Source organism: Elusimicrobiota bacterium (assembly GCA_026388095.1).
Taxonomy (GTDB): domain Bacteria; phylum Elusimicrobiota; class Elusimicrobia; order UBA1565; family UBA9628; genus UBA9628.
The window spans coordinates 1-18095 of the sequence record JAPLKL010000053.1 but is presented as its reverse complement, the minus strand read 5'-3'; the positions used below and the strand labels follow the sequence as shown (position 1 = coordinate 18095).

Sequence of the window (18095 nt, the reverse complement as noted above, 5' to 3'; positions counted from 1 at the left end):
GGAGCTCGACGTCCCAGCCCGCGGCCTTGATGGGTTCTAGAGCTTTCTTGAGCAGGATCTCCGTGTTGCCGCCTTGGCGCGGGCTTCCGTTGATGGCGATGGCTTTCATGGCTCTTCTGCCCTCCTGGGGTCGAGATGCATGGCTCAGCGCAGCTTCTCCCGCGACTTCTCCGTGAGCTGCTGCCAGAGCCGCTGCTCCAGCGCCGCGGAGTTCTCCAGGCTCGCGTGGATCTGCGCCACCAGGCCCTTGAACTTCTCGGAGTCGAGCTTGGCCGCGTCGCCCTTGGCCGCGGCCATATAGGCCGCCAGCGACTGGACCGCGCCGTTGAGGCTCTCGGCGCCCTCGCTGAACTCCAAGGCCGCGTTATAGACGCTGCGCTCGCGGATGTCGGCCGCGTTGGGCTTGTGGAGCAGGAGCCAGGGCTGCCAGCGCACCTCGCGGGTCAGGGCCTTCATGTTGGCCGCGGCCTTGGCCGCGTCGCTGACCGCACCGTGGACGGGCTCTTTGCTCCTGGCCACGAGCTGGTCCATGTTCTCCCCGACCCGGGCCAATGACTGCGACGCGGCGTGCATGTTGATGACGGTCTCGCTGATGCGGGCCTGGTTGCCGGCCAAAGACTCCCTGAGCGACTTGGAGAGGGACTCGATGTTCTTCACGCTGTGGTCGAGGCTGGCCTCCGTGCCGGGGACGGTCTGGTTCAGGGAGGTCATCACGGTTCTGGCTTCATCGCTGACCTTCTTGAGGTTCAGCACGGAGGCGCGGACCGCGCCCGAGATGTTGCGGTCGGTCACGTCCGCGACGAACTCGTCGATGCGCTTGACCATGAGGCCGGCCTTGTTGGCGATCTCGGTCATGGAGACCGGGGCCGCTCCCATCAGCCTCTGGTCCGGTCCCAGGCGCTGCGCGGACCGCCCGGGCTCGATCTTGAGCACCGTGCTGCCGGTCAAAGAGCAGTCCACCATGACCTTGGTGTCATCGGCCAGGGGCTCGGGGTAGGCGATACGAGCCGTCACCTCCACGGCCGGGACGGAGAGGCCGGCCTGGTCCTGGTAATGGGCGACCGTCAGCGCGCGGACCTTGCCGCATTCCAGGCCCATGACCTGCACCGGGTCGTCGACCTTGAGGCCCTGCACGTCGGTGAAGAGGACGCGCAGGGTCTGCTTCTTGGCGAAGAACGAGCCGAAGCGGCCGGCCGCCACCAAGGCGACGGCGCAGAGCGCGGCCGACGCCAGGATCACCGCCCCCGCCTTGATCTCCGAACGAGTGTACATGGTCCCCCCAAAAGCCGCTCTCAGAGCCGGCGCTCCTCCAGGATGTCCGAGCCCAGGCCCAGCAGGTCGTCGACGTAGTCCTTCTTCGACACGCGCATCGGGATCGGGCCGTCGGCCAGGCCGTTGATGAACTGCCGCACCAGCGGGTCCGGCGCCGCGCGGATCTGCGCGGGCGTCCCCTCGGCCACCACTTTCCCCCGGAAGAGCAGGATCATGCGGTGGGCGATCTTGAAGGCGCTGCCCATGTCGTGGGTCACCACGATGGAAGTCACCCCGGTCTTGCGGTTGAGGTCCATCATGAGCTCGTCGATCATGGCGCTGGCCACCGGGTCGAGGCCCGCGGAGGGCTCGTCGTAGAACATGAGCTCCGGGTCGAGCGCCAGCGCGCGCGCCAGGCCCACGCGCTTCTTCATGCCCCCGCTGATCTGGGCGGGCTTGAGGTGCTCGAAGTCGCGCAGGCCGACCATCTCGAGCTTCATCTTGACCATGATCTCGACCACGTCGGGCGCCAAGTCCGTATGCTCCTGCAGGGGCAGGGCGATGTTCTCCCCCAAGGTCAGGGAGTTGAACAGGGCCCCGGACTGGAAGAGCACGCCGATCTTCTGGCGCATGCGGTCGAGCCCGGCGGCGTCCAGTCGCGTGATGTCCTCGCCCAAGAGGCTGATGGAGCCCGAGGTGGGGCGCAGGGAGCCGATGAGGGCGCGCAGAAGGGTGGACTTGCCGCAGCCGCTGCCGCCCATGATGACCAGGATCTCGCCCCGCCGGACCTGGAAGCTGATCCCGTCGAGCACCGCCCGGTCCGCGAACCGCTGGACCAGGTCCTGGACCGCGATCACCGGCTCCTCAGCCATGCCCCTAGTCCCCCAGCACGAAGTAGAACAGCGTCGTGATGGCGCAGTCCGCCGCGATGATCATCACGATGGAGAACACCACCGAGCGGGTGGTGGCCCGGCCCACGCCCTCGGCGCCGGAGTCGACGCGCAGGCCCTCGAAGCAGGAGATCAAAGCGATGACCGCGGCGAAGACCCCGCTCTTGAAGACCCCGGTGAGCACGTCCTTGACCACCAGCGGCTCGATGAGCTTCTGGATGAAGAGCGCCGGGGCGATCTTGAGCACCGTGTAGCCGATGAACATCCCGCCCAGGATCCCCACGAAGTCGCCGATCATGGTCACGCAGGGCACCATGATCGTGGTGGCCAGCAGGCGCGGCACCACCAAAAAGCGCACCGGGTGGATGGCCGAGGCGCTCAGGGCCTCGATCTCCTCGCTGACCGACATGGTGCCGATCTCGGCGGCGATGGCGGCGCCCACGTAGCCCGACATGACGATGGCCGTGAGCAGCGGCCCCAGCTCGCGGAACATGCCCAGGCCGACCACGCTGCCCACGTAGGCGGTGACGCCGAACTTCTTGAGGATGTAGGCCATCTGCAGGGCCAGCACCATGCCGATGAAGAGCAGGACGATGCAGACCACGCCCAGGCTGTCGAAACCCACGCGCGCCATCTGGGCGAAGACCGGGTCGCGCCGGATCTTGAGCCGGCGGGAGCCGAAAGGCGCCACGAAGGTGAAGTAGAGCGAGTCGACCAAAAGCCAGGTCATCCCGCCGACGTAGGCGAGCAAGTCGGAGGAGCCCCGCCCCAGCGCGCCCAAAAGCTCCGTCAAGCTCCGCCCTCCAGGGCCTCCCGGCGGGTGCAGACGATGCGGAAGACCTGGTCGAGTCGCGCGAGCTCGAAGACGTCCTTGACCTTGGCGTTCATGCCGCAGAGCACCAAAGCCGCCCCCGCGGCCCGGGTCGCCTTGAGCGCCTCCACGAGAGTGGCCACGCCCGAGCTGTCGATGAAGGAGACCAGGGAAAGGTCCACCACCACGACGGCGGGCTTCTTGGCGATCTCGGCGAGCAGCACCGCGCGCAGCTTGGGCGACTCGTGCATGTCCACGCTGCCCGAGGGCGAGATGACGACCGCGTCGCCCGAGGCCGTCCGGGGCAGCGTCTCCTGGGTCACTTGCATTGCCGTTCTCCCCCGGGCTTGGCGACCAGAAGATGCAGCTCGTTGCCGTCGAGCAGGGTCGCGTCGAATTCCACCAGGTCCATGACCTCGCGCATGTAATGCAGGCCCAGCCCGCCGGGGCGCAACTCCGCGAGGTCGCGGGAGGCGAAGCGGCCGGGGTCCTGCTTGGGGCCCCAGTCGCGGATGTGGATGGCCAGCTCCCCGCCCCCCCAGCCCACGCCCACGCGGATGCGCCCCCCGGGGTCCATGGCGTAGGTGTGCTTGATGATGTTGGCCAGGGCCTCGTCCACGGCCAGGCTGATGCGCCCCTGCATCCTCTCGTCGAAGCCGTGCGCCGCGGCGCGCTCGGCGACGAAGGCGCGCATGGCGCCGAGCTGTTCGGTCCGGGAAGGGACGGCGCGCTCCTGGTAGTCGCCGGTGCCCACGCTCGCGATGGTGATGTCGTCGGCCAGCGCGGCGTGGGCGGTGAACTCGCGGACGGCCTTCATGAGGCGCGGCACCGCGACCGCCGGACGCTCGCTGAGCGCGGCGCGCGCGGCGGCCTCGCCGAACGTCCCGCCCTCGCGCGACCGGGCGTCGGCGACGCCGTCGGTCATCAGGACCATGCGCTCGCCCGGCTCGAGGCGCACCTCGGCGGCCTCGTAGACCAGCTCCTCGACGATGCCCAGGGGCGGGAACTCGGGCGTGCGCGACAGGCGCAGGTCCCCGGGCTTGGGGCCCACGATGACCGGGATGACGTGGCCCGCGTTGACCAGGCTCACGACCCCGGTGGCGGGGTCGAACACGGCGTGGACCGCGGTGATGAACATGCCCCGGGTGGAGCGCTCGGCCACCAGACGGTTGAGGCGCGTGAAGAGCTCTCCCCCCGCGGTGCCGCCGTGACAGTGGAAGGCGAAGTCGCCCGAGAATCTCGCCGCGAAGAGCGCGGCCGGCACGCCCTTGCCCGAGACGTCCCCCACCAGGACGGCCAGCCGGCCGTCGTCGAGACGGGAGATGTCGAGCACGTCTCCGGCCACGTGGCGGCAGGCTTGGCTGCGGTACTCCACGCGCAGTCCGGCGACGAAGGGGATGTCCGAGGGCAAAGACGCCCGCTGGATCTCCTCGGCGAGCTGCAGGTCGCGCTGCAGGCGGTCCTGGGCCAGGAGCTTCTCGTGCAGAAGCGCGTTGTCGATGGCCACGGCCGCGATGTGGCAGAAGCGGGTGAAGAGGGCCTGGTCCTCGGCGGTGAAGCAGGGGGCGCCTTTCTTGTTGATGATCTGGGCCACGCCGATGAGCTTGTCCTGCGCCAGCAGCGGCAGGCAGAGGATGCTCTTGGTGTGGAAGCCCGTCTTCTTGTCGAAGTCCCGGAAGAAGCGCGGGTCCTGGTAGGCGTCCTCTATGCGCAGGGGCGTCCGGTGCTCGGCGACCCAGCCCGCGATGCCCACCCCCACCTTGAGGCGCTTCTGCTCCTTGATCCGGCCGCCCGCCTCGCCGAGCGCGACCTCGTAGTAGAGCTCGCGGGCGACGCCGTCGTGCAGCATGACGCTGGAGGCCTCGGCCTGCATGAGCGCCTCGGCGTTCTGGAGCACCTTGGTCAGCACGGAGGGCAGGTCCAGCGTCGAGGTCAGCAGGGCCGAGAGGTCGAGCAGGCGTTCGAGGTCCGCGACCGCAACGGAGGCCTTCGGCTCGCGGGACCGCATCAGGGCAAGACTAGCATTCCGGCAATGCGGGAAACAATGACAGGGATGTCTGTTCGCACGGCGCGGCCATCGTCGTCGGCGGCCGCGGCGGTCCTGGGTTCTTCGTTGCCTTCCCCTCCCCACGGTTGGTAGAATAGCCTCGCATGGCCCGCCCCTCCCCCGTCCAGGTCGGCATCGGCGTCAACCGCACCGACGCCCCCCAGAAGCTCACCGGCGCGGCCAGGTTCATCGACGACTACAAGCTCCCCGGCTGCCTCCACGCCGCCACCTTGCGCACCGCCATCGCCCATGGACGCATCAAGAAGATCACCTTCGACCCCTCCTTCCCCTGGCACCAATTCGCCATCGCCCGCGCCGCGGACATCCCCGGCCTCAACAACGTCCTGTTCATCGAGCAAGACCAGCCCCTCCTCACCGAGGACAAGGTGCTGCACCCCATGCAGCCCATCCTCATCGTGGGCCACCCGGACCGCGCCCAAGCCTACCAGGCCCTCAAGCACATCGCGGTGGAGTATGAAGAGGAAGAGCCCGTCCTCTCCATAGAGGACTCCCTCGCCAAGAAGCGGCTCCTCCGCGGCGAGGACAACATCTTCAAGAAGTTCCTCATAGAGAAGGGCAACCTCGACGAAGGCTTCTCCCGGGCCGACCGCATCGTGGAAGGCGAATACCGGGTTCCCCACCAGGAGCAAGCCTACATCGAGAACCACGGCATGGCCGCCTGGGTGGAAGGCGACGGCACGATCGTCGTCCACGGCTCCTTGCAGTGCCCCTATTACGTGCACAAGGCCTTGGTCAAGATCTTCAACCGGCCCCCGGAAAAGATCCGCGTCATCAGCGCCTTCACCGGCGGCGCCTTCGGCGGCAAGGAGGACTACCCCTCCCTCATCGCCGGCCACGCCGCGCTCCTGGCCCTCAAGAGCGGCAAGCCGGTCAAGCTCATCTACGACCGCGCCGAGGACATGGCGGCCACCACCAAGCGCCACCCCGCGATCGTCAGGCACAAGACCGGCGTGAGCGCGGACGGCAGGCTCCTGGCCCAGGACATCACCCTGCTCATGGACGGCGGCGCCTTCGCCACCTGCTCGGGCGTCGTCCTCTCGCGCGGCACTTTGCACGCCACCGGCCCCTACGAGTGCCCCAACGTGCGCGTGCGCTCCTGCGTGCTCGCCACCAACACCCCCCCCAACGGGGCCTTCCGGGGCTTCGGCGTGCCCCAGGCCATCTTCGCGGCCGAGCTCCAGATGGAGAAGATCGCCGCGACTTTGGGCCTCTCCTCTCTGGAACTGCGCCGCCGCAACGCCTGGAAGGTCGGCTCCATCACCTCCACCGGCCAGGAGTTGAAGGAGAGCGTAGGCGCCTCCAAGTGCCTCGAGCTCTGCGTCAAGAAGGCCCGCTACGACCAGAAGCGCAAGGCCCACGCCCGCTGGAACCGCGATCCCGGCAAACCCACCTGGAGAGGCATCGGTCTGGCCCTCTGCCACCACGGGGCGGGCTTCACCGGCAGCGGCGAAGTGACCTTGGCCAGCCGCGCCGCGGTCTCTTTGACCAAGGACGGCGGCATCAAGGTCCTGGCCGCCTCGACCGACCTCGGCCAGGGCGCTGGGACCATCTTCACGCAGATCGCGGCCCACGCCTTGGCCCTGCCCCCGGCCCTGATCCAGGTCGAGGTCCCGGACACGGCGCTGGTGCCCAACAGCGGGCCTACGGTCGCCAGCCGCACCACCATGGTCATCGGCCGGCTCATCGAGCGCGCCGCCGGACAGCTCAAGCTGGAGCTGGTCAGGGCCTCGGGCCGGGTCCCCCAGGATCGCGCCGGCTTGAAGAGAGCCGCCAAGCTCCTCTGTAACGGCCAGCCGGCCCGGCGCTTCGAGGTCCAATACGAGAAGCCCGCGGACATCACCTGGGACGACAACCTCTACCGCGGCGAAGCCTACGGGGTCTTCAGCTACGCCGCCGTCGCGGTGGACCTGGAAGTCGACCGCCTGACCTACGAGGTCAAGCTGCGCCGGGTCACGACCGCGCAGGACATCGGCAAGGCCATCAACCCCACCTTGGCCAAGGGCCAGATCATGGGCGGCACCAACCAGGCCTTGGGCTGGGCCCTGCTCGAATACGCCGACTTCCGCGGCGGCTGGATGCGCAACTCGCAGTTCACCAACTACCTCATCCCGACTTTCGCGGACTCCCCGCCCATGGATGTGTTCCTGGTCGAGGAACCCTACTCCCGCGGCCCCTACGGCGCCAAAGGCCTGGGCGAGATGCCCATGGACCTGCCCGCGCCCGCGGTCGTGGCCGCGGTGCGCGACGCCACCGGCTTCCGGTTCCACGCGATCCCCATCCGGCCCGAGGACATCTGCGCGGAGTTCCTCAAGGCGCAAAGGCCCTTATGATCTCCTTCACCGTCAACGGGAAGAAACGGAACTACAAAGGCCCCCCCTTCAAGCGGCTCATCGACGTCCTGCGCGAGGATTTCGGCCTCACCGGCACCAAGGAAGGCTGCGGCGAGGGCGAGTGCGGGGCCTGCACCGTGCTGGTCGACGGCAAGCCCGTCGCCAGCTGCCTCATCCCCGTCTGCCAGCTGCCCGGCCGCAGGGTCGAGACCGTGGAGAGCCTGGGCCAGCCCGGACGCCTGAGCCCCTTGCAGAAGTCCTTCGCGGAGCATGCCGGGGCCCAGTGCGGCTTCTGCACCCCCGGCATCCTCATGACCGCCTCCCGTCTCAAGGAGACCGACGCGGACGCCGTGCGCATCGGCCTGGCCGGGCACCTCTGCCGCTGCACCGGCTATGTGCACATCGTGGAGTCCGTGACCAAAACTCCTAAGGGGAGGAAGCGATGAGAGGCTCGCCCCAAAGCATGACCGTGCTGCGGCCGGAGTCCGCCGGCGAGGCGGTCGCCCGCTTCGCCGGCAACCCCTCGGCCAGGCCTTTCGCCGGCGGCACGGACTACATGGTGCTCTGGAACATGGGGGAGGCCGACGGCCAGAGCCTGCTCGACCTCTCCGGGGTGAGGGAATGGCGGGCCATCCGCAAGACCGCGGCCGGCCTCTCCATCGGCGCGCTGGTCACGCACGCCGAGCTCAGGGACGATCCCGTGGTCAGGCGCGAATTCCCCCTGCTGGCGCAGGCGGCCGCGGTGGTGGGCGCCGAGCAGATCCAGAACCGCGGCACCTTGGGCGGCAACATCGCCAACGCCTCGCCCGCGGCGGACACCTTCCCGGCGCTGGCGGTCTACGAGGCCACGGTCAAGACCGTTTCCCGCAAGGGGCAGAGAGGGCTGCCGTTCCTGCAGACCTTCGCGGGCGTCAAGAAGACCAGCCTCGAGCCCGGCGAGCTCATCGCGGCCATCGACATCCCTTACCTGCCCAAGAAGCCCTACCGGCAGCTGTTCCGAAAGGTGGGCACCCGCGCCGCGATGGCGATCTCCAAGACGGTCGCGGCGGGACTGGTGTGGCTGGAGCGCGACCGCACGGTCCGCGAGCTGCGCTTCGCCTTGGGCAGCATGGCGCCCACGGTGCGGCGCCTGAGAGCCGCGGAGGAGTCCGTCAAGGGCCGGCGGCTCACACCCGAGGCCGCGGCCGAGGCCTGCGAGCTCCTCGCCCAGGACGTCTCGCCCATCGACGACCTGCGCTCCACGGCCGCGTACCGCCTGCACGTCTCCCAGAACCTGCTCTCCGACTTCCTGCTGGGCTGATCATGGTCCTGGTCGAGAGGCGCGTCCGTCATGGCCGTCGCCCGAGGCGCCGCAGGACCCAGTCGAGCGTTCGGCGCGGCAGCGCGTAGTCGGGCTGAAGCCGGATCGCCTCACGCAGATGCGCGATGCCCTCGTCGGCTTTCCCCTGGTTGAGCAGGATGATCGCGAGATTGTTGTGGGCCTTGACGTTGCCCGGGTCGAGACGGAGCGCGTCGCGGTAAAGGGTCTCGGCTTGGGCCGCGTCGCCCTGCGCGGCCAGCAGCAGGGCTAGGTTGACGTCCACCTCGGCGTCGGGCCGCAGCGCCAGGGACCGCCGGTACTCGTCGCGGGCGGCGGCGGCCTGACCGAGCTGCTCCAGAGCGATGGCGAGGTTGTTGCGGGCGTCCGCGTAGTCCGGCCGCGCCGCGATCGCGCTGCGGTAGTGGGCGGCCGCCTCCGCGTAGCCGCCCCGGCCGGCCAGAAGGATGCCGAGGTTGTTGTGGGCCAGCGGATGCGCGGGATCGACGGCGAGCGTATGGCGCCAGAGGGCTTCCGAGTCGCGCCAGGTCATGATCTGGGCGCGCGTCTGGACTGCGAGCGCGCAGACGAAGGCCGCCGCGGCCGCGAGGCAGGCGGCTCGGCGCCGGCCGTCGGGAGAGGCCGCGCCGATGCGCAGGATGGCGGCGCCGAGGACGGCCCAGCTCAGACAGGCCAGATAGCTATAACGGTCCGCGACCAGATAGGTCCCGAAGGGCACGATCCCCAAGACCGGCAGGAGCAGCGCAAGGTAACAGGCGAAGGCGATCGGCAGCGCGGGCCACTCGCGGCGGCGAACGATCACCACAGAGACCAGCGCCAGGACCTGCAGAGCGCCCAGAACGTAGCGCGGCGCCAGCGGGCTTTCCCCGGGCACGATCTCATACAACGGGATCAGCCCGGAAGGAAGGAGCGTTTTCCGCGCGTAGAACGCCGCCCCGTAGAGGATGCGGGCTGCCCACAGCAGCGCGCCCGTTGGCCTTCGGATGGCGTCGCCGTGCCCCATCGCGTAGACGCCGACCGCGGTGGAAGCCGCCGCCAAGACCAGATACGGGAGCTTGCCGCGGCAGAGTTCCCAGACGTTCCAGCCCCGCTGTCCGCGGCGCAGGCGTCGCAGTGGATAGAGATCCAGCAACAGCAGGACGAGCGGGAGGGACACCCCGATCCCTTTGGCCGAAAGCGACAAGACATACGCGGTCAACGAAGCCGCAGGCCGGTCATCCAGATAGAAGAGGATGGTGGCCAGGAAAAAAAACCCGGACAGCACATCGCGTCTTTCGGTCACCCAGGCCACGGATTCCGCCCGCAGCGGGTGCACCGCGAAGACCAGGGCCGCGAACGCGGCGGCCGCCTGTATGGCGGCGATATCGCTGCCGGACTTCTCCGGGGACGCGGCTCGGAGGAGCCGCAGAGACACCTGGTAGACGAGGGCGGCGTTGGCGCAGTGCAACGCGACGCTGGTCAGATGGTAGCCGGTTGGGTTCATTCCCCACAGGGAGTGGTCGAGCGCGTATGAGAGCCAACTGAGGGGCTGGTAATGCCCGGCCGTCATCGTCGAGAACATCCAGCGGAGGTTCGCCCAGCCGAATCCCAGGTAACGGGCATTAGCCAGGATGTACTTGCCGTCGTCGAAATTCACGAATTGGAACCGGAGCGCCGGGAGGAAGACGATCAAGGTCGCGGCCGCGACAGACCAGGATATCCAGCGATCTTGGGAGCGCATCGGGCGTTCAGGCTTAGAGCCGCAAGTCATCGTATGATACCATACCGACGCCGAGCAAATCGGGATTGCGGAAAGGTTTCGCCGGAGACCAGCCCGGGGCCTTGTCAAGCTTTTTTTGCGAAAAGACCCGCGGCCCCGAACCGCCGGTTCCGGCCGTTCCTCGACGAGGAATCGCGCAGATCCGCAGAGGTTCCCAAAAGGCCTATCCGGCGTCTGGGTCCTTTGGCCCCGATTTGTAGTATAATCGCGATTGGCAGATACAGCCATACCCGCGCTCTTCCCGAATCGCACCAACGCAGCAACGCCGAGTGCGCATGGCAATGAATCGGAGGCAAGAATGCTCAAGAAATGGCTCGTAGGGTCCGTCCTGTGCGTGTCCCTGTTCGGTGCCGGAGCAGTCGCCGCGGAAAAAGTGGACTTCGATCAAGGCGTGGACGTCAAGGGCGTGGTGAGCACGCTGGACGCCAAGCTGGACACGGTGAAGACCTACCAGACCTCCGGAGAGCGCAAGGCTCACGGGATGGGCCTGGTCGTCAAGGAGCTCCCCTCCGCCTATTGGCACAGCTTCAAGGCCTTCATGGGCGCGATCCCGGACACCCTCGACCTGCGCCCCGGCCTGACCCAGGTCGAGGACCAGGGCATGTGCGGCTCCTGCTGGGCCTTCAGCCTCACGGCCACGCACCGCGACGGCCACGCCCTCGGCGGCAGCGACCCCGGGCGGCTCTCCCAGGAGTGGCTCGTGGACAACTCCAAGGAAGCCGACGGCTGCAACGGCGGCTACTTCGACTCGGCCGCCGACTTCGTGACCCCGAACGGCCAGCCCCTCTACAGCGCCTGTCCCTATAAGCAGGGCAACGGGAAATGCGCCGCGGACCTGCCGCAGGCCGCGCATATCCAGGCCTGGCACATGCTCGGCGATCCGAACCAGGGCCCGAGCGCGCAGGAGATCGAGTCCTACATGGCCAGCTCCCGCAAGCCCATCTCCATCGCGGTGGCCGCGGGCGCCGGGGACTGGCAGGGCTACAGCGGAGGCGTCTACAACGGCTGCACCATGGCCCAGATGGACCACATGATCAACATCGTGGGCTGGGACAACGAGGGCGCCAAGTTCGACGAGAGCGGCAACCTGCCGCCCGGCAAGGGCGTCTGGATCCTGCGCAACAGCTGGGGCAAGTCCTGGGGCGAGGCCGGCTACATGCGCACCAAGATGACCGACGCCAAGGGCCAGAGGTGCAACAGCGTCGCCGGGCTGGCCGCCTACTTCGACTTCTAAAGCCGTCCAGCGCCAGAGCTCCCGGCGGAAGCCGCGTCTTCCGCCGGGAGCCTCTTTGGGGCCCGCTCAGGGGACTTGCAGTATGGTGAGCTTGGCGTCCTTATAGACCATCCGATGGCCTTGCTCCGCCAAAAAGCGGGCGATCGCCTCCATGCCCGCATCCGGGCCGGTGTCGGGCAGATGCAAGCCGGGGAGGCTTTCGATCCATATGTTGTTGTGGACGATGATGAGCCACTGCGAGAAAGAGGCCCGCAAGCGCCGGGTGTCGTTGAGGGCCACCAGGTTCCTGAAATGCATGCTGCCTTCCGGCACGGAAGGCATGCGGCGGAAGATGTAATCCAGCGAAACATTGCCGTAGATGAAATCGTCTTTCGAGGGCAGGGGCTCGAACTGGCCGTTCGGCATATAGCCGATGGCCGTCCTTTTCCGATGGAAGACCTGATAATAGTAGTACTGGTTGAAATGGTCTCCGAGCATCATGGGATACTCGATGATGCCGGCGATACCCGAAGCCGAGGCCAGCTTGAAATAGACCTCGGGGACATCCGTCTTCTTCATGGTCAGGCCCTTGCCCTTGTAGAATCCCCTTTCGCGGGTGACGCTCCAATCCGTGGGCTCGTAGCTGTATTGGAAAGCCGACTGGTTGGTGAAGTTGTTCGGGCGGCGATAGATGCCGCGCAATGGGCCGAAGCCGAGGAAAAGGGCCGCGACCACGGCGGGGACGAGCGCCGCTATCACCGGTCCCTCCCCTTTGGGCAGCCGCGACGACAGGCGCTCCAGCAGCCGCGCCAACGACACGGCGGCCAGCAGGAACGCGATCGGGAAGAGGATGATCCCGTAGCGGGCGATCTGGATGGCCACATCGATGCCTTCCTGCGACGAAGTGCAGACGCGCAGGACGAAGGCGAGCACGCAGGTCAGCAGCAGGCCGCCGATGACGCGATCGTCGCGAAGGACGAAAAAGAACCCCGGCAGCACCAAGGCGGCGAAGATGAGCTGCAGGGCCCCCCAGTGCGTTCCGCTCAGCAGGCTCCAGAAATCCCGCCAGGTCTGCCAGGTCGCGCCCGAATATCCGGAGACCGCCATCCACCAGGGGTTGACGATGTTGGCGGGGGCTATGAGCAGCGCCGCCAAGACGACGATGATCGCCGCGGCTTGGCTCAGGCGCAGAGTGGATGGCAGCGTGGTCCTGACCTGACCCAGGCGTTTGAGCAGGCGCAGGCCGAAGAGGCAGAGCAGAGGCGTCACGACGAAAAGAGCCGCATAAAGGTGAAGGTAGACGGTCATGAACGCGGCGACGGCGTAGCCCAGCATATGAGAGAGCTTGTCCTCCCGCAGCCATCGGAACAGGGACAGGAGCGAGAACATGCCGAAGAACAAGACCGCGGCATAGGGGCGGCACAATCTTGAATAGAAGATGACGCACGGGGATATGGCGAGCAGATACGCGAAGATCACGGCCACGCGCCCGCCCCAGATCCTTTGCACCATGAACGGGAGGATCGCGAGCGCCAAAGCGGAACACACCAAGGAAGGCAGCCGCAGCAGCATCTCCGACCAGCCGGCGCTATGCAGCAGCAGGTAGGAATAGATATTCTGAGGGATGCAGTTGGCTCCCAGCCCATGGCGCATGGAGACGGAAGGCAGCGATTTGCTCAGCACGAAGTTCAGGGCGTGCCATTCGTCGTCGAGCAGGATCTGGTCGGGGAGCAGATAGAGGCGCAGGGCCAGCCCCACGGCGACGGCCGGGAGCAATTGCACGGCCCAGGCGGATGCCGCGGCCCTGCGGAGCGTCGCTCTCATGTCCCCTCTCCCGGCTTGGGTAGGGATACCTTACTATTTTCCCGTTAGGTCGGCGGGCCCAAAAAAGGATGGGCCCTATGCCGCGGCCGACCTGCCCCGCCGGACCCTTCGTGGCAGGCCCCGCCCTTTTATACCCTTATATCCGGCAGCGGACACTGCCACGGAGGTCTCCTCACGATGAGCGACAAACGGCTGGTGCTGGGCTATGCGCTGGCGGCGCTGTTCTCCTGCGCTCCCGTCTTTGCGGCGGCCGCGGAGGGCCCCATCGATTTCGACCAGGGCGTCAGCCTCCCCGCGCTGCCCCCTCTCGCCGTGCAGGGCCGGCAGGCCATGGCCGCGGCCCAGCCCGCGGTCGCCGCCGCGACGGCCCCGGAGTTCGTGGAACGGACGCGCACGGCCCGCGTCTGGCCCGAGATCGTGTTCGTGCGCGGGGCCGATTACGCCGAGTTCGCCTACACCATGAGCCAGAACCGGGACATGGTGCGCAAGATGATGCTGCAGGAGTTCGGCGATCTGCTCATCCCGCTGGTCAGCACCAACTCGGACCTCAACGCGCTGGCCAAGACCATAATAGGTGCCATCCTCACCTTCGATCAGATGCACGCCAAGCACAAAGACGAGGCCGTGCAGGGCCTGCAGACCTCTTTCGAGCACAACCTGCGCGCCGAGCTCGACAAGCTCTTCAGCGGCAACCGGCTGCGCGACGGCCAGCGCCGCATCGAGTTCGTCTCGCCCGCGTCGGCCGCCTACAAGCAGGTCAAGAGCGGCGCCTCGGGCGACCAGTCGGCCGTGGTGGTCCTCGAAGGGGTGGATTACCTGATGCACGGCTCCTACACCTTGCTGGGCGGCAGCAACATCCAGGTCACCCTGACGCTGGAGAAGCTCGTCGGCGGCAACTCCCGCAGCTTCAGCACCGCGGGCTCCATCAACGGGGTCATTCCGGAACTGGCCCGCCAGCTCTTCGATTTCTTCCAGGCCAACGAGTATGGCGACTGGGTCGATCCGCAGCCGACACTGACCTGGCTCCCGTCGCCTCCGGGACAGCCCGAGGCCACCGCGACCGTGGGCAAGATGTACTGCCGCAGCCAGGGCGCCCGCCTGCCCTACACCCGCGAGCTGATCCTGGCCAGCCAGGGCGGGCAGTACCGGCAGGGCGGCATCGCGCCTCTGGCGGATAACGCCGTCTACCTCGTAGCCGACAAGCAGCGCTACGACGAGCAGTACTACTTCTTCACGGGCTCCTCGGGCGACGCCACCGGCGGCCCGGTGCGCAGTTCGGCCGGCTACGGAGTCATCCACGCCCGCTACTGGTGCGTGCGCGGGCAGTCCTCGGAGGAGGTCAACTTCTACGAAGGCCTCTACCGCGAGCTGCGGCGCGCCAGCGACCCGCAGGTCAAGCAGGCCATCGAGTGCCTGCTCGTGGGTCTGGAAGATTTCGGCGCCTTCAAGTGGAACTGCCGCGACGCCATGTCCACCGAGCAGGCGCAGGACCTGCTGGCGCGCAAGGGCTACTCGATCCGGCTGCCCTGAGCCCGGCCTTTTAGCGGCGCAGCGCGGTCAATTCGGAGCGGACCTTCTCCCTCAGGGAGCGCGCCTCGGCATCGCCGGCCGCAACGGGCCTGGCCAAAGACCGCTCGTATAAGCGGATCGCGTCCTGCCGGCGTCCCGAGGAAGCGTAGAGCGCGCCCAGGCTCAGGCAGGCGGGCAGGTAGCCCGGGTCGAGCTCGACAGCGCGGGCCAAGTCGTCGGCCGCCGCGCGCCGGTCTCCCATGAGCATCTTGAGCACGCCCCGGTCGCTGAGCCAGCGGGCTTGCCCGGGATAGGCGCGCGCCAGGCCGTCGAGGACCTCGAGCGCCTGCCTGTGCCGCCCCAACTGCTGGAGGACCATGGCGATGCGGCCCAGCTCCCGGGCCCCCGGATTGCGCTCCCTCGCCCTAGCCACGAAGCTCATGGCCGCCGACTGTTCGCCGGTCTGCGCGGCCGCATCGGCCAAGTCGAGCAGGAGGCCGCTGTCGGAGATGCCCTGCAGCCGGCGCAGGCGCCAAGCCAGCAGGGCGCGCCACAGCTTCCCGTCGCCGGGGTGAAGGGCATGCCCCCGTTCAAGCACCTCCAAGGACCGGCCCTCCTGCCCCAGACGCTCATAGAGCAGGCTCAACTGCTGGAATTGCGGTGCCTCCAGGTCCCCCCTCTGCGCCTTGCTCAGCGCCGCCAAGGCCGCCTCGCGCTGGCCGCCGCGCTGAGCGCGCGCGGCCTCGCTCAGCCACAGCTCCGCCAGCGCCGCCCCTCGGGCGGGCTCTGCGGCCATCAGGTCGTCCAGCCCCCCCAGCAAAGCCGGATGCTCCCGGGCCGGCCAGCAGGATAAGACGTCGTTGAACCACCGCCGGTCGCGCTGGAACCAGGCATCCTGGCGGGGCCTGACCAAGGCCGATTCCGATTCCTTATGAAAGACGGGGAGCCCGGTCCAGATGTCCCGCATCAGGTCCAGGTCCTCCTTGGCCTCCCGGCGCCGGCCGGACTGAAGTCCATGGCGGACCCGGAAAGCGTAGTGCCGCAATCCGGCCGGGGTATCGAACGTGGTCGGGGGCATCCGCTCCCAGACCGCGCGCCGGGGGCCAGCCGGCAGCACGCGCGCCCAGGCGTACGGCATCCGCCACTCAGGGCGCGGGGCCAGGGCCAGGGAGCGGCCCAGGTCCGCGGCGGCCTCGGAGGGCCGCTGCTCAGCGAGGCGCTGCCTCCCCCGCGCGAACCAGAGCCATGGGTCAGCCGGGCGCCGCGCCAGTTCCCGGTCCAGAGCCGCGTCCCGGGCCGCCAAGCCGGGATAGGCCAGAACCCGGCGCGCAACCAAGACATGGCCGGCCAGAAGGAGCGCCGCGAAGCCGCAGACGAAGCCCGTGGCCAGGCGGCCGCTGAGCCGGCCGGCCTCCGCCTTGAGCCAGGACAGCGCTCCCGCGGCGCACAGCGCGCACAGAAGGGGCAGCACGGGCTCGCCATAGCGCTCCTCGACGGCGCCGACGCAGTGGATGGCGATGAAGGTGCCCGCCAAGAGCGCCAGCTGCCGATGCTCCTCGCGCTTGCGCCCGAGCCAAGCGGAGGCCAAGGCGCCGGCGTAGAGCAGCGGGTGGAACGAGACCACATAGAGCAGCCGCTGCGCGCAGGCCGCGGCATAGGCGAAGGGATGCCCGCAGACCTGACGCAGCGCCCAGAGGAGCAAGTGGCCGCCGGGAGCGACGCCGTCGAGCACCGCGTCCCAGTTCGTGAGCCCCGTGGATACGTAGCCCAGAGCCCCGGCTACGATCAGCGGGGCGGCCCGGCCGTCCTCGAAGAGGACCAGGCGCTGATGGATCCGCCAATTCATCAGCACCCAGGGCAGCAGGGCCGCCAGGGGAACCAGGACAATCGCCGCCGCCTGCGCATCGGGCCGGCGGCCGCGCCGTAGCCATTCATAGCCGACCAGCACGAGCGGGAACAGGAACAAAGGGGAGAGCACGAGCAGGCTCATCCCTATGGCCGCGCCGAGGGCCAGGCTCCTCCTCAGGGATGGCGCTTGCGCGCGCCAGACCACCATGCCGGCGACCAGCAGCACATGCAGGACGTAGAGCCAGCGGTCCGAGGACAGGTCGCGCGCCGGGCCCAGGGCGAACAAGAGCGCCGCGACGGCGCCGCAGAGGCCGGAATGCAGCAAGGACCCCAGCGCGAAGACCAAAAGGGCGCCGGACAACAGGCTCAGGCCGCGCGCCAGCATCTGGCCGGCCGCGGTGGCGTGGTTGCACAACAGGGCGTTGGGGATGGAGAAGCCCGGCATGCTGAGCGCTACCGCGGGGTCGGCCAGGCCGTGGAAAAGGGCCTCGCCCTCGGAAACGTGATAGTCTCCGGGCCGGCAGGTCCAGCCGTTGTAATCCGCGGTCCAGTCTCCCAATCTCCAGGTCAGGACCAGGACGGTCAAGCCGGCGGCGATGAGCAGAAAGACGAGATTCCAGGCGGCCGGCCTGATCATATCCTGATGCAACCTGAAGCGACCGCTGGTCGTCATCCCGAGAGGATTATAGCCCCTATTGGGAGGTCAGGCAATGCGGGCGTATTGAGTGGTCGTCGATAGCGACGACTATGGTCTATTGGGCGCAGCCATCGCCGGCCGCGGCCCGAACACAATTCGCCCACATTTCAGCGGCACATAATTCATATACTTTCCCTATACTAGGATCAGGATACGGTTTCAGGAGACAGATTCTCATGAAGACCAAGAGGCAACGCCGAGGCTTCACGCTCATCGAGTTGCTGGTGGTGGTCCTCATCATCGGCATCCTGGCCGCGGTCGGCGTCCCGCAGTACTTCAAGGTCGTCGAAAAAGGCCGCGTCGCCGAAGCGGTGGCCTATGTGGGCACCATGAGGCGGGCCCAGGACCGGTACGCCTTGCGCGCGGGAGCCTATTCCGGCGACGCTAACTTGCTGGACACCGGCGTGCCCAACTTCAAGTACTTCAGCAATGCCGCGTCCGTGGTAGGCGGGTCTCCCACCACGGGCTGGACAGTCACCATCACCCGCAACGCGGGCGCCCCGACCAACTACGGCGCCTACACGGTCACATTCAACTCGCTCACCGGGATCTTCAGCTCCAACGCCGCCAATGCCGT

At 67.9% G+C, this 18095-nt stretch carries 15 protein-coding genes; 6 read left to right on the top strand and 9 right to left on the bottom strand.

The features are described from left to right. The 6 genes from NTY77_14425 to NTY77_14400 all read right to left on the bottom strand — a co-directional run. A partial coding sequence (locus NTY77_14425; protein MCX5796686.1) for an NAD(P)H-dependent oxidoreductase occupies nucleotides 1–109 on the bottom strand: 109 nt, incomplete at its 3' end. 35 nt (nucleotides 110–144) lie between these two features. Continuing rightward, complete coding sequence (locus tag NTY77_14420; GenBank protein ID MCX5796685.1) at nucleotides 145–1272, bottom strand: MlaD family protein; 1128 nt, start codon at nucleotides 1270–1272, stop codon at nucleotides 145–147. 20 nt (nucleotides 1273–1292) lie between these two features. Beyond that, a complete protein-coding gene (locus NTY77_14415) occupies nucleotides 1293–2123 on the bottom strand; it encodes an ABC transporter ATP-binding protein (protein ID MCX5796684.1) in 831 nt (276 codons plus the stop codon). A gap of 4 nt (nucleotides 2124–2127) precedes the next feature. After that, a complete protein-coding gene (locus NTY77_14410; GenBank protein MCX5796683.1) occupies nucleotides 2128–2934 on the bottom strand; it encodes an ABC transporter permease in 807 nt (268 codons plus the stop codon). Further along, a complete protein-coding gene (locus tag NTY77_14405) occupies nucleotides 2931–3281 on the bottom strand; it encodes an STAS domain-containing protein (protein MCX5796682.1) in 351 nt (116 codons plus the stop codon). Before NTY77_14405 ends, NTY77_14410 begins: the two co-directional genes overlap by 4 nt. Continuing rightward, nucleotides 3272–4960: a SpoIIE family protein phosphatase gene (locus tag NTY77_14400; GenBank protein ID MCX5796681.1), complete on the bottom strand. Its 1689-nt coding sequence runs from the start codon at nucleotides 4958–4960 to the stop codon at nucleotides 3272–3274. Before NTY77_14400 ends, NTY77_14405 begins: the two co-directional genes overlap by 10 nt. A gap of 143 nt (nucleotides 4961–5103) precedes the next feature. Here NTY77_14400 and NTY77_14395 point away from each other — a divergent pair, with 143 nt between their 5' ends. Genes NTY77_14395 through NTY77_14385 form a run of 3 tightly spaced genes read left to right on the top strand, consistent with a single transcriptional unit; the run spans nucleotide 5104 to nucleotide 8650 of the window. Further along, nucleotides 5104–7350 carry a xanthine dehydrogenase family protein molybdopterin-binding subunit gene (locus tag NTY77_14395; protein ID MCX5796680.1) on the top strand — a complete coding sequence of 749 codons (2247 nt, stop codon included), beginning with the start codon at nucleotides 5104–5106 and terminating at the stop codon, nucleotides 7348–7350. After that, nucleotides 7347–7796, top strand: a complete 450-nt coding sequence (locus NTY77_14390; GenBank protein ID MCX5796679.1) for a (2Fe-2S)-binding protein — start codon at nucleotides 7347–7349, stop codon at nucleotides 7794–7796. Before NTY77_14395 ends, NTY77_14390 begins: the two co-directional genes overlap by 4 nt. Continuing rightward, the gene (locus NTY77_14385) at nucleotides 7793–8650 is read left to right on the top strand and encodes a xanthine dehydrogenase family protein subunit M (protein MCX5796678.1); all 858 of its coding nucleotides are present in this window, start codon (nucleotides 7793–7795) and stop codon (nucleotides 8648–8650) included. Before NTY77_14390 ends, NTY77_14385 begins: the two co-directional genes overlap by 4 nt. A gap of 28 nt (nucleotides 8651–8678) precedes the next feature. Here NTY77_14385 and NTY77_14380 read toward each other — a convergent pair whose 3' ends face one another. Further along, complete coding sequence (locus NTY77_14380; protein ID MCX5796677.1) at nucleotides 8679–10388, bottom strand: tetratricopeptide repeat protein; 1710 nt, start codon at nucleotides 10386–10388, stop codon at nucleotides 8679–8681. Between the two features lie 337 nt (nucleotides 10389–10725). Between NTY77_14380 and NTY77_14375 the strand changes: the two genes are divergently transcribed. Continuing rightward, nucleotides 10726–11661 (top strand): C1 family peptidase, encoded by a 936-nt coding sequence (locus tag NTY77_14375; GenBank protein MCX5796676.1) that lies wholly within the window; start codon nucleotides 10726–10728, stop codon nucleotides 11659–11661. 66 nt (nucleotides 11662–11727) lie between these two features. Here the strand turns inward: NTY77_14375 and NTY77_14370 are convergent, their stop codons facing one another. After that, complete coding sequence (locus NTY77_14370) at nucleotides 11728–13464, bottom strand: glycosyltransferase family 39 protein (GenBank protein MCX5796675.1); 1737 nt, start codon at nucleotides 13462–13464, stop codon at nucleotides 11728–11730. A 177-nt stretch (nucleotides 13465–13641) separates the two neighbouring features. On the opposite strand from NTY77_14370, the gene NTY77_14365 reads away from it, so the two are divergent. After that, a complete protein-coding gene (locus NTY77_14365; GenBank protein ID MCX5796674.1) occupies nucleotides 13642–14994 on the top strand; it encodes a hypothetical protein in 1353 nt (450 codons plus the stop codon). Between the two features lie 10 nt (nucleotides 14995–15004). On the opposite strand, the gene NTY77_14360 is transcribed toward NTY77_14365, so the two are convergent. Continuing rightward, nucleotides 15005–17458, bottom strand: coding sequence for a tetratricopeptide repeat protein (locus NTY77_14360; GenBank protein ID MCX5796673.1), 2454 nt, complete (start codon nucleotides 17456–17458; stop codon nucleotides 15005–15007). Between the two features lie 236 nt (nucleotides 17459–17694). On the opposite strand from NTY77_14360, the gene NTY77_14355 reads away from it, so the two are divergent. Next, a partial coding sequence (locus NTY77_14355) for a prepilin-type N-terminal cleavage/methylation domain-containing protein (GenBank protein MCX5796672.1) occupies nucleotides 17695–18095 on the top strand: 401 nt, incomplete at its 3' end.

What these genes read in the sequence shown, in the direction of transcription:
- NTY77_14415 (MCX5796684.1), bottom strand. Translation starts at nt 2,123, where the DNA reads ATGGCTGAGGAGCCGGTGATCGCGGTCCAGGACCTGGTCCAGCGGTTC.
- NTY77_14405 (MCX5796682.1), bottom strand. Translation starts at nt 3,281, where the DNA reads ATGCAAGTGACCCAGGAGACGCTGCCCCGGACGGCCTCGGGCGACGCG.
- NTY77_14395 (MCX5796680.1), top strand. Translation starts at nt 5,104, where the DNA reads ATGGCCCGCCCCTCCCCCGTCCAGGTCGGCATCGGCGTCAACCGCACC.
- NTY77_14400 (MCX5796681.1), bottom strand. Translation starts at nt 4,960, where the DNA reads ATGCGGTCCCGCGAGCCGAAGGCCTCCGTTGCGGTCGCGGACCTCGAA.
- NTY77_14360 (MCX5796673.1), bottom strand. Translation starts at nt 17,458, where the DNA reads ATGATCAGGCCGGCCGCCTGGAATCTCGTCTTTCTGCTCATCGCCGCC.
- NTY77_14370 (MCX5796675.1), bottom strand. Translation starts at nt 13,464, where the DNA reads ATGAGAGCGACGCTCCGCAGGGCCGCGGCATCCGCCTGGGCCGTGCAA.
- NTY77_14390 (MCX5796679.1), top strand. Translation starts at nt 7,347, where the DNA reads ATGATCTCCTTCACCGTCAACGGGAAGAAACGGAACTACAAAGGCCCC.
- NTY77_14375 (MCX5796676.1), top strand. Translation starts at nt 10,726, where the DNA reads ATGCTCAAGAAATGGCTCGTAGGGTCCGTCCTGTGCGTGTCCCTGTTC.
- NTY77_14420 (MCX5796685.1), bottom strand. Translation starts at nt 1,272, where the DNA reads ATGTACACTCGTTCGGAGATCAAGGCGGGGGCGGTGATCCTGGCGTCG.
- NTY77_14365 (MCX5796674.1), top strand. Translation starts at nt 13,642, where the DNA reads ATGAGCGACAAACGGCTGGTGCTGGGCTATGCGCTGGCGGCGCTGTTC.
- NTY77_14385 (MCX5796678.1), top strand. Translation starts at nt 7,793, where the DNA reads ATGAGAGGCTCGCCCCAAAGCATGACCGTGCTGCGGCCGGAGTCCGCC.
- NTY77_14380 (MCX5796677.1), bottom strand. Translation starts at nt 10,388, where the DNA reads ATGCGCTCCCAAGATCGCTGGATATCCTGGTCTGTCGCGGCCGCGACC.